This is a genomic window from Nocardioides turkmenicus (genome assembly GCF_011045035.1).
Classification (GTDB): Bacteria; Actinomycetota; Actinomycetes; order Propionibacteriales; family Nocardioidaceae; genus Nocardioides; species Nocardioides turkmenicus.
The window spans coordinates 120650-133204 of record NZ_JAALAA010000001.1; the positions used below are offsets into that span (position 1 = coordinate 120650).

The 12555-nt window shown below is 69.5% G+C and carries 15 protein-coding genes; 5 read left to right on the forward strand and 10 right to left on the reverse strand.

Annotated elements, in window-relative coordinates; all coding sequences use genetic code 11:
- Positions 1 to 6: 6 nt before the first annotated feature.
- Together G5C66_RS00625 and G5C66_RS00630 are read right to left on the reverse strand one after the other, a co-directional pair.
- Positions 7 to 759, reverse strand: coding sequence for a DoxX family protein (locus tag G5C66_RS00625; protein ID WP_165108695.1), 753 nt, complete (start codon positions 757 to 759; stop codon positions 7 to 9).
- Positions 760 to 790: 31 nt separating this feature from the next.
- Complete coding sequence (locus G5C66_RS00630) at positions 791 to 1894, reverse strand: FAD-dependent monooxygenase (protein WP_165108697.1); 1104 nt, start codon at positions 1892 to 1894, stop codon at positions 791 to 793.
- Between the two features lie 103 nt (positions 1895 to 1997).
- Between G5C66_RS00630 and G5C66_RS00635 the strand changes: the two genes are divergently transcribed.
- A complete protein-coding gene (locus G5C66_RS00635; protein ID WP_165108699.1) occupies positions 1998 to 3281 on the forward strand; it encodes an endo-1,4-beta-xylanase in 1284 nt (427 codons plus the stop codon).
- 9 nt (positions 3282 to 3290) lie between these two features.
- Here G5C66_RS00635 and G5C66_RS00640 read toward each other — a convergent pair whose 3' ends face one another.
- Positions 3291 to 4088, reverse strand: coding sequence for a polysaccharide deacetylase family protein (locus G5C66_RS00640; RefSeq protein WP_241248105.1), 798 nt, complete (start codon positions 4086 to 4088; stop codon positions 3291 to 3293).
- A 168-nt stretch (positions 4089 to 4256) separates the two neighbouring features.
- Here G5C66_RS00640 and G5C66_RS00645 point away from each other — a divergent pair, with 168 nt between their 5' ends.
- From G5C66_RS00645 to G5C66_RS00660, 4 genes are all read left to right on the forward strand, one after another.
- Entirely contained in the window at positions 4257 to 4676 is a 420-nt protein-coding gene (locus tag G5C66_RS00645; RefSeq protein ID WP_165108701.1) for a hypothetical protein, read from the forward strand.
- Positions 4677 to 4714: 38 nt separating this feature from the next.
- Positions 4715 to 5101, forward strand: coding sequence for a nuclear transport factor 2 family protein (locus G5C66_RS00650; RefSeq protein ID WP_165108703.1), 387 nt, complete (start codon positions 4715 to 4717; stop codon positions 5099 to 5101).
- Between the two features lie 80 nt (positions 5102 to 5181).
- Positions 5182 to 6390, forward strand: coding sequence for an NAD(P)/FAD-dependent oxidoreductase (locus tag G5C66_RS00655; RefSeq protein ID WP_165108705.1), 1209 nt, complete (start codon positions 5182 to 5184; stop codon positions 6388 to 6390).
- Positions 6387 to 7337, forward strand: a complete 951-nt coding sequence (locus G5C66_RS00660) for a sigma-70 family RNA polymerase sigma factor (protein ID WP_165108707.1) — start codon at positions 6387 to 6389, stop codon at positions 7335 to 7337. The genes G5C66_RS00655 and G5C66_RS00660 overlap by 4 nt, the downstream gene beginning before the upstream one ends.
- A gap of 12 nt (positions 7338 to 7349) precedes the next feature.
- On the opposite strand, the gene G5C66_RS00665 is transcribed toward G5C66_RS00660, so the two are convergent.
- The 7 genes from G5C66_RS00665 to G5C66_RS25680 form a co-directional block, all read right to left on the reverse strand.
- Positions 7350 to 7652: a hypothetical protein gene (locus tag G5C66_RS00665; RefSeq protein WP_241248106.1), complete on the reverse strand. Its 303-nt coding sequence runs from the start codon at positions 7650 to 7652 to the stop codon at positions 7350 to 7352.
- A gap of 89 nt (positions 7653 to 7741) precedes the next feature.
- Entirely contained in the window at positions 7742 to 8947 is a 1206-nt protein-coding gene (locus G5C66_RS00670; protein WP_206443570.1) for an extracellular catalytic domain type 1 short-chain-length polyhydroxyalkanoate depolymerase, read from the reverse strand.
- A gap of 131 nt (positions 8948 to 9078) precedes the next feature.
- A complete protein-coding gene (locus G5C66_RS26320; protein ID WP_277602060.1) occupies positions 9079 to 9201 on the reverse strand; it encodes a hypothetical protein in 123 nt (40 codons plus the stop codon).
- Entirely contained in the window at positions 9188 to 9421 is a 234-nt protein-coding gene (locus G5C66_RS00675) for a hypothetical protein (RefSeq protein WP_206443571.1), read from the reverse strand. Before G5C66_RS00675 ends, G5C66_RS26320 begins: the two co-directional genes overlap by 14 nt.
- A 55-nt stretch (positions 9422 to 9476) precedes the next feature.
- On the reverse strand, positions 9477 to 10751 hold the full coding sequence (locus G5C66_RS00680; protein WP_165108709.1) for an HNH endonuclease signature motif containing protein: 1275 nt from the start codon (positions 10749 to 10751) through the stop codon (positions 9477 to 9479).
- 350 nt (positions 10752 to 11101) lie between these two features.
- The gene (locus tag G5C66_RS00685; protein WP_165108711.1) at positions 11102 to 12082 is read right to left on the reverse strand and encodes a hypothetical protein; all 981 of its coding nucleotides are present in this window, start codon (positions 12080 to 12082) and stop codon (positions 11102 to 11104) included.
- 35 nt (positions 12083 to 12117) lie between these two features.
- Positions 12118 to 12489, reverse strand: coding sequence for a DUF6508 domain-containing protein (locus G5C66_RS25680; protein WP_241248132.1), 372 nt, complete (start codon positions 12487 to 12489; stop codon positions 12118 to 12120).
- Positions 12490 to 12555: the final 66 nt, after the last annotated feature.

A 12555-nucleotide genomic window follows, 5' to 3' on the forward strand; every position in this document is an offset into this window, starting at 1 on the left:
AGCGTCTCAGCGCAGGAAGCAGAGCACGAACACGGCCACGCACAGGATCAGCGACAGCGTGGCGTTGAGGACGAGGTTGCGGCCGATGTCGCGGGCCCGGATGTGCGCGGAGACGGCGCAGACGAAGTAGGCCACCAGCGCCGCGCTGGTCAGCGCCCCGACGTACGGCACCCACAGCCCGGCGACCAGGCCGGCGGTGGCGGCGACCTTGACCCACGGCATCACCGGCCACAGCGCCCGCGGCAGCCCGACGTCGGTGAAGCACGTGGCGATGAAGCCGACCGGCTTGAAGCACATCACCGCGTCGCCGACCTGGATCACCGCGAGCAGCACGACCGGCCACCATGGGTCCGGCAGATCGTTGACGTACGCCGCCACGACCCCACCGAGATCGTCCTGCCTCGCCGCCCACAACCCCGTGACGACGAGCGTCGCCGCGGCCAGCGCGAGACCGGCCCCGGCGCGACCCGGGCTCCGGTCCCCCACCCGCAGGTGTGCGCCGATCGCGAGCAGGAAGAAGGCCACGAAACCGGCGGCTGCGACGACCCCGATCGCCGGCACCGCGACCCCGGCCAGCAGACCGAGGAAGCCCAACGCGTAGGACACGCCGATCGGGAACCGCAGCCACTCCAACGGCACGGAGAGCCGTTGGGCCTCGGTCACGGGTATCCGGTGGCCGGTCAGGTTGAGCACCGCCCCGCCGAGAGCGGCGATCGAGGCGATGAGGGTCAGGGAGAGATACGTAGCCGTCATGGTCATCCAGACACCGGCTCTCCCGCGCGTGTGACGCCTACCTGCTGACCAGCCCCGCGATCGCACCCACCCCGGCCAGACCGGCGTCACGCGCCGCCACGACCGGTCCGTTGTCGACCTGGCCGAGCACCCCGACCAGCCGGGAGGCCCGCACCAGCCGCTGGGTCGCGGGTCGGCGGATGCGGTCGTACGCGACCAGCGCGCTGTCGATGCGTGCGTGGCCGGCGAGCTGCGCGGCGAGCACGGCGGCGTCCTCGATGGCGGCGCAGGCGCCCTGGCCGAGGTTGGGCGTCGTCGCGTGCGCCGCGTCGCCGAGGAGCGCGACACGCCCGTGGTCGAACCGTCTCAGCGGGAGCCGCAGGTCGCAGATGTCGCCCCGGATCACCGCGCTCGGCGGTGTCGCCGCCAGGAGCTGCGGGATCGGCTCGTGCCAGTCGCCGACCAGCGCCGTCACGTCGGCGTGGTGGTCGCCGCTGTTCTCGCCCGCCGGCCGGTTGGCGGTCACGAACCAGTAGGTGCGACCGTCGACCAGCGGGGCGCACCCGAACCGCACCCCGCTCCCCCAGGTCTCCCCGCCCGTGGTCGAGGCCTCACCGGGCACCGGCTCCGCGGTGACGCCGCGGTAGGCGGTGTAGCCGGCATAACGTACGTCCTCGCGCTGGTGCAGCTCGTTCCTGATGACGCTCCGGATGCCGTCGGCGGCGACAACCAGGTCGGCCGGACCATGGGCGTCGAGGCCGGCCAGGCCGGTGACGGTGACCCCGGTGCGTACCTCGACGTCCTCGCGCTCCTCGAGCGCACCCACCAACGCCGAGTGGAGCCGCGCCCGGTGCACCATGACCGGCGTCCGCCCGGAAGCCTCGGCCCGCACCTTCGCCAGCCAGCGCCCGTCAGGGCGGCGCAGCCCAGCCTGGATCGCCGGCCGGGTCCCGTCGACGAGTCGGTCCGCGATCCCGAGGTCGCCCAGGATCCGCCACGCCCGCGGCCAGATCGAGAGGCCGGCACCGACCTCGTCGAGTTCCGGGGCCCGTTCCAGGACCGTCACCCGCCATCTCGTCCGCGACAGCGCGAGCGCCGCGGTGAGGCCTCCGATCCCCGCGCCGACCACCAGGGCACTGCGACTGCTCGTCGATCCACTCACGACGCGCAATCTAGTCGACCTCCGACCGGACACACCTCTTGCGCACTTCAATCGTTGTCGATAACGATTCACGCTCGTCGTCTCCCACCACAGAGGTCCTTTCGTGAACCAGCCCCTCTCCCCCGACCCGACCCTCCGGCACCGCTCCCACGAGGTGACTCTGACGCTGCGCCGACCCGACGGCAGCGCCTGCGCCGACACCGACGTGTTCGTCGAGCAGACCCGCCACGCCTTCGCCTTCGGCAACATCGGCTTCGACTTCATCGGGCTGGCGAACGCCGACACGGCGGAGTCCCCCGGTGCTGTCTTCGGCGGCGCCGACCCAGAAGCGGCCGAGCGGCTCGTGGACCTGTGGCTGGACGTGTTCAACACGGCGACGCTGCCGTTCTACTGGTCCGGTTTCGAGCCCGTGCGAGGCGAGCCCTTGACCGAGCGCACGCTCACCGCGGCACGCTGGTTCCGCGACCGCGGCGTGTCCCTCAAGGGCCATCCGCTGGCCTGGCACACGCTCGCCCCCACCTGGCTCCTCGACGCCTCGACAGCGGAGGTCGAGCAGGTCCTCCGGGCCCGGATCCGCCGCGAGGTCGCCGCGTTCGGCGGCCTGGTCGACACCTGGGACGCGATCAACGAGCTGGTGATCATGCCGGTCTTCGACAACGAGGAGCAGCAGAACGCCATCACCCGTCTGTGCCGCCAGCTCGGCCGCATCCCGATGGCACGCCTGGCCTTCGAGGAGGCGCGAGCGGCCGACCCCGGCGTACGTCTCGTCCTCAACGACTTCAACATGTCCACGGCCTACGAGTGCCTCATCGAAGGTGTGCTCGAAGCCGGGATCCGGGTGGACGCGATCGGCCTGCAGAGCCACATGCACCAGGGCTACTGGGGCGAGGAGCGGACCCTGGAGGTCCTCGAGCGGTTCGCCCGCTACGGCCTCCCGCTCCACCTCAGCGAGACGACGCTCCTCTCCGGCGACCTCATGCCGGCCGAGATCGAGGACCTCAACGACCACCAGGTGCCCAGCTGGCCCTCGACGCCCGAGGGCGAGGAGCGACAGGCCGACGAGCTCGTACGTCACTACCGCACCCTGCTCTCGCACCCGTCGGTCGAGGCGATCACCTACTGGGGACTCACGGACCTCGGGTCCTGGCTCGGAGCGCCCGCTGGGCTGGTGCGTGCCGACGGAACACCGAAACCGGCGTACGAGGCGCTCCACCGGCTGGTGAAGCAGGAGTGGTGGATGGAACCCACCCACCTGCGCACCGACTCGGAGGGGAGGGTGAAGGTGCGCGGGTGGGCGGGCAACTATCGCCTCAGCGTCCAGAGCGCGACCGCCACGTTCGACCTCGGGCCGGACAGCTCACGAGCCGACGTGACCGTCGCACCCTGACGCCGGCCGCTACCGCCTCGGCGTCCAGTCGGCGTCCGGGATGCCGCCCTGAGGCAGGGTGAAGGCGTACCCCTCAGCGAGCTTCTCCGGGAGCACCGTCTCGACCGCGTCGACGGTGTTCTCACGGTTGCCGCCGCCGTCGTGGGCCAGAGCCACCGCACCGGGCTGGATCGCCGCCCGGAGGTTGTCGGTCAGCGTCTCCTCGGAGAGGTCGTTGCCGTCCCAGTCGAAGATCACGTTGCCCAGCCCGAGCGGCTGCATACCGAGGGAGGCGGCCACCTCGCCGGTGTTGCCCCAGCTGCCGTTGGGAGCCCGGAAGTAGGGCACCTTCTGAGCCGGGTTCCCCAGCGCCTCTCGGATCGTGGCGAGATTGGCCTTGAGGTCCTGCTCGACCTGGGCGTGGGACCAGCTGCCCATGTCGGCGTAGGAGGTGGAGTGGTTGCACAGCGTGTGGCCATCGGCGACGATCCGCTTCAGGATCTCGGCGCCGCCGGGGGCGGTGATGTTCTGGCCGATGACACAGAAGACCGCGGTGATCTCGTGGGCCGCCAGGATGTCCAGCAGGCGATCCGTCTCGCCGGGGTTGGGACCGTCGTCGAAGGTGAGGGCGGCCACGTCGCCTTTCCCCCTGGCGGCGGCGAGCGGCGTAGACGTCGGATGGACCGCGCCTCCTGGCACGAACCCGGGGTCCCGGCTCGGCTGCCAGTCGTCGTTCGCCACAGCCAGGGCACTCACGGCTGTGGCGGCGGGGGTCGCCGCGACGGCGGCCATGCCCAACGCCCCGATCGCGCCCACCAGTGCAGTCATCGTCCGCATCCTCGTGCTCCATCCAGCCATGGCGAATCCCTTCGACTTCGAAATCGTTATCGAACACCATCGAGGCACGGCTGATCGTTGTCAATGGCCAGGCGGTTCCCGCGGATCTGAGTACCCACACTCATGCGCCTCGCGCCCTCGATCCAGGAACCTGAAGACATGAAGCTATTCGTACGGCTGGCCGTGATAGTCGGCGGCAGCATCCTGTTCTCGATCGCAACCGACCTCATCTTCCGCACCGAGGACGCCACCATCGGCGCCGGCCTGCTCTACTTCGCGCTGCTGCTCACCGTCTCCGGGCTCTGGGGCCTCTGGGACGGCTACCACGCGAAGCGTCTCGCGCCCGTGTTCGTGCGATGGGCGCTGGTCGCCGGCGCGGTCGGCCTCAGCGGTCCGTTCCGGATCTGGTTCGAGGACGGTCGTGACGTCGGCGTGCTGTGGAGCGACCTGTGGAACCTGACCCCGTTCCTCGCCGGTCTCGTCGTCGTCCCTGCCGCGGTGGGCATCGGCATCGGCTACGCCTTCGGCAGGGGCGGCGGATCGGTGAGGAACGGCGCGTCGCATCACCCCGCCCTCTAGGCTCTCTCCCACCAGACCGACCCAGGAGGAAGCCGCCGATGACCACCTTCCGCGAGGCGATCGAGGCCAAGGACATGGACGCCGTCGAGGCGATGCTGGCCGAGGACGTCGTGTTCACCAGCCCGGTCGCGTTCAAGCCCTACCCAGGCAAGGCGATCACCGCCGCGATCCTGCGGGCGGTGGTGAAGGTGTTCGAGGACTTCAGCTACGTACGCGAGATCCACGACGGCGCCCACCACGCCTACGAGTTCACCGCCAAGGTCGACGGCCTCGAGCTCAACGGCTGCGACTTCCTCACCTACGACGACGCGGGGAAGATCGTCGACTTCAAGGTGATGGTCCGCCCGCTGCGCGCCGCCGAGGCACTCGCCGCCCGGATGGGCGCGCAGTTCGATGAGATCAAAGCCGCCGCGAATGTGTCCTAGATCACACTGATTAGGTGTCAGCAATCGGCCCCGTGTCTCGCTCATCTCTCGCAAGCACATCGGAGAGAAGGAGCATCGCCATGAACGAACAGCGCAAGCACCGCATCGTAGTGCTCGGGGCCGGATACGCCGGCGCATGGACAGCGGGTACCCTCGCTCGTCGGCTCTCGCCGAAGGACGTCGAGATCACCGTGGTCAACGCCGAGCCCGACTTCGTCCAGCGGATGCGGCTGCACCAGCTCGCCGTCGGCCAGGACGTCGCGGCACCGAAGCTCACCGAGGTCTTCGCCGGCACCGGCATCACGGTGCGCGTGGCCCGGGTCGTCGAGGTCGACCCGGACCGCCGCACCATTGCGGTCGCCGACTCCGACGGCGGCGCGGAGGTCGCGTACGACACGCTGGTCTACGCCCTCGGGAGCAGCGGCGACTCCCGCGTGGCGGGAGCCGGCGCGCACGCCTTCGACATCGCCAGTCGCCCCTCGGCCCTGCGGCTCAGGGGCCGCCTCGACCAGCTCAGCGAGAGCGGCCGGGGTGGCGATGTTGTCGTGGTCGGCGACGGGCTCACCGGGATCGAGACCGCGGCGGAGATCGCCGAGTCGCGGCCGGAGCTGGCGGTGACACTGGTGGCGCGCGGCGAGCTCGGTTCCCGACTCTCCGCCGGAGCGCGTCGCCACCTGCGCCAGGCGTACGAGCGGCTCGGCGTCACCGTGGTCGAGCACGCCGAGGTCGAGTCGGTCGAGGCCGGCCGCGTCCTCTGCGCCGACGGCACCGTGCTGGCTGCCGACGCCACCGTGTGGACGGCGGGGTTCGCGGTCAACCCCATCGCCGCAGCCAGCGGTCTCGAGGTCACCGAGGCGGGCCAGATCGTCGTCGACCGGATGATGCGGTCGATCTCGCATCCCGACGTGTACGCCATCGGCGACAGCGTGCACGCGATCGGTGACAACGGCCGGCCGTTGCCGATGTCGTGCGCATCGGCCGGGCACACCGGGCGGCAGGCAGTCGAGGCGATCGTGGGCGAGCTGACCGGTCGCGCCGTTCCGACCACCAAGCTCGCCTACGCTGGCAACCACATCAGCCTCGGACGGAAGGACGCCATCCTCCAGATGGTCGACGATCAGGGACGCGCGAAGCCCAAGCACGTGGACGGAGGCAGGGCCGTACGCTTCAAGGCGGCCATCCTCGCGGGCTCGCTGTGGGCCACCTCGCACCCGACCTTCTGCCTGCCTCGCCGCCGGTTCCGGGTGACGACCTCGCCGAGCCCCGCCCGGGAGCGTGTCGCGGCGTGAGCCAGGTCATCGACCGCTTCGACGCGGATCGCTTCGAGGCCAGCCGCGACCGGCTGGCCTCCCTGGCGTACCGGTTGCTGGGGTCGGCATCGGAGGCCGAGGACACCGTCCAGGACGCGTACCTGCGGTGGCAGGGTGCCGACCGCCAGCGGATCGAGGTCCCCGAGGCGTGGCTGTCCAAGGTGGTCACCAACCTCAGCCTCGACCGCCTGCGGTCGGCACACATGCGCAAGGAGCGCGCGAGCGCCTGGCTGCCCGAACCCGTCCTCGACGGCGACCCGATGCTCGGTCCCGCCGAGACGGTCGAGCAGCGCGAGATGGTCTCGCTCGCCGTGCTGGCGCTGATGGAGCGGCTCACGCCCGTCGAGCGCGGTGTCTATGTCCTGCGTGAGGCGTTCTCCTACACCCACGCCGAGATCGCCGAGATCCTGGAGATCAGCGAGTCCGCGAGCCAGCAGCACCTCCACCGGGCACGACGACGGATGGCTGCCGGCCGGCGCTGCGGGCTCCTCGACGTCGATGCGGCCACGGCTCGCCGGACCGTCGAGGCGTTCCTCGAGGCGGCGTCGACAGGCGACACCGATCGCCTGGTGGCGCTGCTCACCGACGATGCCATCGCGATCACGGACGGGGCCGGCCTCAACGACCGACTTCTCCATTACGACACGCCTCGCAAGGTCGCGGCCATCGCGCGAGCCGGATTCCGGCCCACCCCCGCGAAACGGCGGATGGCCGGCGGAACGCCGGTGATCCACTACGCGATCGTCAACGGCACCCCTGCGATCCTGGCCGTGGTCGACGGCCACGTCGCCGGAATCGTCGCGTTCGACATCCTCGACGGCAAGATCGCGACGGTCCGCGGGATCGCCTCCGCCAAGCGGCTGGCGCACCTCGCCTCCGCGTGGACGCCCCTGGATCCGGAGTCGTCGATCATCGCCGAGTGGTGATCGCCTCCGGCGTCATCGGCCTTCCCTCCGCTCCTGGAGCCGCTGCTGGGCCTCGGGCAGGAACTTCAGGCACGGGGCGTCCGCCTCGGGGTGCTTCTGCGTGAGGTGGAAGATCCATCGGTCCATCGCCGCCATGAAGCCGTCGTCCTCCCCTGCGCGATACGTCGCCCACTTGATCCGGTCCCGGACGACGCACTCCGTGCAGGTGACCTTGTAGACGAATTGGTCCTGGGCGTCGAGATCGATCCTCACGGTCGCCAGCGGTCCGGCCTGTGCGGCTGCCTTCCTCTCACGAGCCGACTTGCTCGCCGTCATGCTGCACCTCGTTCTCGTCGGGAGACGAAGCCTACGTCAGCAGCTCGCGACGACGTCGAAGCGGCCGCCCGCCGACTCCTGGAGGGTCGTCACGGTGGCGTCGCCCTGGCCCATGTAGTCCTCGGAGACGTCGGCGTAGAACGGGTTGTAGGGGTTGGTGCCGTACGAGTGGGCGCGTCCGGCTGCCTCGTGCTGGGCGTTGGTCGCCGAACCGCAGTAGAGGCCGGGATCGGTCGGCGGGTCGGTGGGCTCCTCTGTCGGCGGGTCCGTCGGCCCCGTGCCCCGCTCGACCCGGCGGTTGTTGTCGAAGAAGAAGTCGGTGACGTACGCCGGGTAGTCGATCGAGTTCGTCGTGATGTACGAGCCGCCCGGGCCGCACCGGCCGGCCAGTTGTGTCCCATCCCGGTGTTCTGGATCAGCGACACCCGCGGACCGGTACCGTCCGACCAGAGCGTCCCGGAGCCGGCGGTGTTGTTGCCGGCCAGGCCCGCCAGGGAGAACGACGACTGCGACGAGGCGCCGTAGATCCCCGCCATGACCTGCGCATTCAGGGTGTTGTATCCGGGTGCGACCGTGGTGTCGTTGGAGCCGTACACCACCGAGGTGAGCTGGCTGCCGAAGCCTGATGAGGAGGAGCCGGCGAAGGTCCGGCAGGTGTTGGTCACCTGCGACTGGGTCACCGCCACCGACCCGATCTGGCTGGAGGTCGTACCCACCGACGGACCGGCGTTGATCCCGATCCCGGCGAACACGTCGGGCGCGAGACAGCCCATCACCATCGTCTCGCCGCCACCCGAGGACAGCCCAGACAGGTAGACCTGGTCAGGATCGATGTCCAGCGCTGGATCGGCGAGCAGGTCTCTGACCAGCTGGAGCAGGTTGTCGTCGTGCCGCCCGGGCGAGGTCCGAGAATGGTTGCTGTCGTAGTAGTCCCAGCAGCCGAGGAGTACGCCGCCGTTCGGTGCCGCGGGGATGGCCACCACCATCCCGCGCGCGTCCGCGGTCGCGGTCCAGTTGCCCCCGTCGCGCAGGTTGGCCGAGGTCTGGACGCAGCCGTGCAGGTTGACCATGAGCGCACGTCCGGTGCCGAGCATCGGGGCGCTGCTGGGGACGTACAGCTGGGTGGTCATGCCTCCCGCTGTCCGGGCCGTCCACGTGCCGGCGGCGGCCGCGGCCGTGCTGCCGGCGGAGGGCGCCACCGCGACCGCGGCGCCACCGGCGACCACCAGTCCGAGGGCCGCGAGCGCGGCACCGCCTCGGTTTCGTACGAGTCTGAGCGAACTCCCGAGACGCATGACCGATCCTCCTGTACGAGACCAGCCCGCCGCCGCCCGGCAGGCAGATCGACGGTAGATGTGACCGTCGCCACAGGTCTATGTCGGTCCGGACCACATTCCGCGGTGCGGATGTATCGATCCCGCAGCCGTCACCGATAGAGCTCCTCGTCGATGCTCGCCAGCCGCGACGGGTGCACCCGCTCCCCGAACCCGTAGAACTGCTGGAAGCTCATCACCAGCGGACGCCAGCGATCGGGGTCATCCGACGGCAAAGCCGTCGAGTCGCAGCTCCGGCGCGATCGCCGTCTGCGACGACCCACCGATCCCGAGGACCGCCGTACGTCCCAGCCAGAAGACCGACGACCCTTCGACAGGCTCAGGACACCGCATCGGCATCAGGTTCGTGGTGCCGTCCTCGTTGAGCATGGAAAGCAGCACCACCGGAGTGCCGAAGTAGCGGATGGCCGGATCGATGTCGACATGCGTAACCATGCCCCGAACCTAGGGCTCACCGCCCGTGACTTCCGGCGGGTATCCAACGGCCCAATCAGGGGCGGCGGGTGAATCGGATGGGGCCGTCCGGCAACCGTTCATGAACGTACGCCGGGTTGTGCGCCAGACGGTGATGATGCGGGCACAACAGCGCCCCATCGTTGAGGTTGGTCTTGCCGCCAGCAGCCCAGGGATCTAGGTGGTGGGCGTCGCACCACTCCGGTGGCATGTCACAGCCCTCGGCCTGACAGCACTTGGCCTGCAACCGGAGTGCTTTGCGTTGGATCGGCTGGAAGAACCGACTGCCCCGGCCGGCATCGAGGACCTCGCTGTCGCCACCCAACACCCAGGGGATGATGGTGGCGTTGCACGCCATCCGCCGCGCCTCCGCGGCAGAGATGGTGGTGCCGTTGGTCTCGTCGTAGCCCAGGGTCGCGACACCGAGGTCTTTGTGGAGCTCCTCGAGGCTGATCACGACGTTGATGGTGGTCGCGTCCCCGCCATGGCGCGGCAGGGCCGCGGGGTCGATGGTCTCGAGCAGGCGCGAGAATCCCTGTCCCATCAGCCGTTCCCACGGCGGCAACGGGGCACCCTTGTCGACCAGTTGCTGCTTCCTAGGTTGGGCGTAGGCCTCGACCAGCCGCTTGAACCTCATCCCCACCGAGGTCGGCAACACCCCGTCGAACCCGATGGTGCCGTCGTAGTTGTCCCACACCCGCAGGGCGGTCTTCTGCTGGGCGCGTTCTTCCTCCGCCAGCAGTGCTTTGGCTTCGGCGTCCTCGAACCGTTCAGGGTCGATCTCGGCCAGGATCCGGTTGCCCACGATCCGCAGCTCGTTGGCGGTCAGGTGGGTGGCGTGGTCGATCAGGAGCTTCTCGGCCAGCACGAGGTCGTCGGCGCTGGCGACCGGATCAGTGCCGATCTTGTCGAGCGCCTTGATGATCACCCGAGCCTTGTCCAAAGACACGACGCCCTCGGCCAGACCGGCGGCGACGAGGTCGTACTTCGCGACCCCGACCGCCAGCTTGATCTGGGCACGGGCCACCGTCTTGTCGACCAGCAGTTCGGTCCGTAGCCACCCCGAGGCGTCCTTGGCCCCGGTCTCTTCGGCGATATCACCGCCAACAGCGAGGACTCGGAGCTTCAACGCGGCCTGTTGGGCCTGCAGCTTCTCGAGCCGTTCGAGGAGGTCTTTCTTCTGCCCGGTCCGCCAATACGCCGGATCGGTCGCGAGCAGTTCTTGAACGGAGGATTCGATAGCCGTCAGAGCAGCGTCGATCGAGTCGCCGGGGTTGGTTCCCCAGTGGTCGATCCCGCTCCCGAGACTCATCGCTTTCCCGCCTTCAAGGGTGTGCTGTGATGAGTCCTATTCTACTCCGGAACCATCCCTGCGGGAACCTATTTTCCCAGGTAAACGCCCGCTTTCGCGGTCAGTGAACAACCTCTTCTGCTGCGCCACACCCGGGCCGCCGCCCCGATAGCCAGCCAAGTTTTTTCTCGATCTGGTCCGGAGTCCAGGACCGCCGAAGGCGGCCGGCGAAGCCGGCGCCCGAAGGGCGTCCTTGACGCCGGACCAGATCGAGAAGACCCTCCAGGAAAGGGTCGGCGGCCCAGACCGGCCCTTGGCAGAACGCTCCGGCAGGGAGCCGGGCTGGTCTCGACAAGCTCGACCACCGAGAGTCACTCGCCGCCCGCCCCACAACCAACAGCCCGCGCGACCTCGACAACCATCACCCGAACATCGCCAAGCGACACAGCCTGCCGAGCAACCCCCGTGGCACCGATCGTCACGACCATGCCCCCACCCTCGACATCCGGCCCGAGATCACACGCCCAGAAGGCCCGCGCACTCCGGCCGTCCGCACGGACGTACGCCCGCCCACCGGCAACCGCGAACGGGTCCTTCACCGCGTCGATCCGCCGGTGCTCGTCGTCCCAGTCGTTCTGCTCGACCGACGCCGCGGCCACAACGCTGCCCACCTCTCCGCCGACACTGTCGGTGAGGACCGCACAGCTCCAACTCCCCCGCTCGCCGAGAGGCAGCGGCTCAGGATCGGCGCCCCGGAACAACGAAGTGCCGAGCACAGACGCGACGCCGCCGGTGCTCATCCCACAGGCGGTCGGCTCGGCGTACGTCTCGAAGGGTCCGTCGAGCGGATCGGCGACGCACCCGGCCTCGTACTCAGCCGCCGCCCGGAGCACCTTGCCGAACGCCTTCGCCGACCCTTCGACCTCGGAGGAGGACCAGACGGAGACAGCCGGCAACCCCGGCCAGTATCGCGAACACACCCAGGTGCCCTCGAAGCCGCCGTCGGCGCGGCCGAAGCCGCCGCGCCCGCCGTTGAAGCTCATCCAGTGAGCGCTCGACTCCACCCTCCGGAGCCGCGTCGGCCAGCTGGCCGCATCGTCGGCGAGCGCCATGAACTCGACCTCGCCGTCATCGGCCCCTTCTCCCCCGACGATGGCCGAGCAGCGCTTGCCGAAGCCATACCTTTCCACGAACCTGTCGGTGCCGAGCAGATCCTCGACGAGGTCTGCCCGTACTCCACACACCGTCGCTTTCTCATAGCGAGGCGTCAGTCCGCTGCGCCACTTCCAGACGCCACCACCGACCATCAGCAGCACGATCACGACGCCCACGACGACTACACGAGAGTTCACAACATCCCCTTAGGTCCCGAGACAAGGGCATGGTCTCACCGCTCGGTGTCGTACCAGGTACGCAGCCGCGCGACGATCGCGTCGAGGGAGCCGTCCTGAAGAGCACGCCCGAAGACACCGTCGCTGAACCGCTCGCCGCGGGTATAGACGGTCGCCAGGCGGGCGGCGTCAGCGGCGGGCAGGTCGGCAAGACGGGCGGGATCGGAGAGGAGCGGGTTGCCGCTCATCCACTTCATCCAGTCGATGGTGGCGCCTGGCAGCGAGACGTAGAGCTGTCGGACCCGGTTGCTGTAGACCGGGTACGGCGCCTGGGTCGCGCCGCTCTCCGTCTTCTGGCCACCTCCCCACGTCCAGTCGCGGTCCTCGGCCGTCAGCCCGTCGGCCGCTTCGAACGTCTCCCGCCACATCTTCTCCGGCAACTTCCGCAGCTCGGCCTCGACCTCGGCGTCCGAGGGATCGAGGGCCTGGCGGGC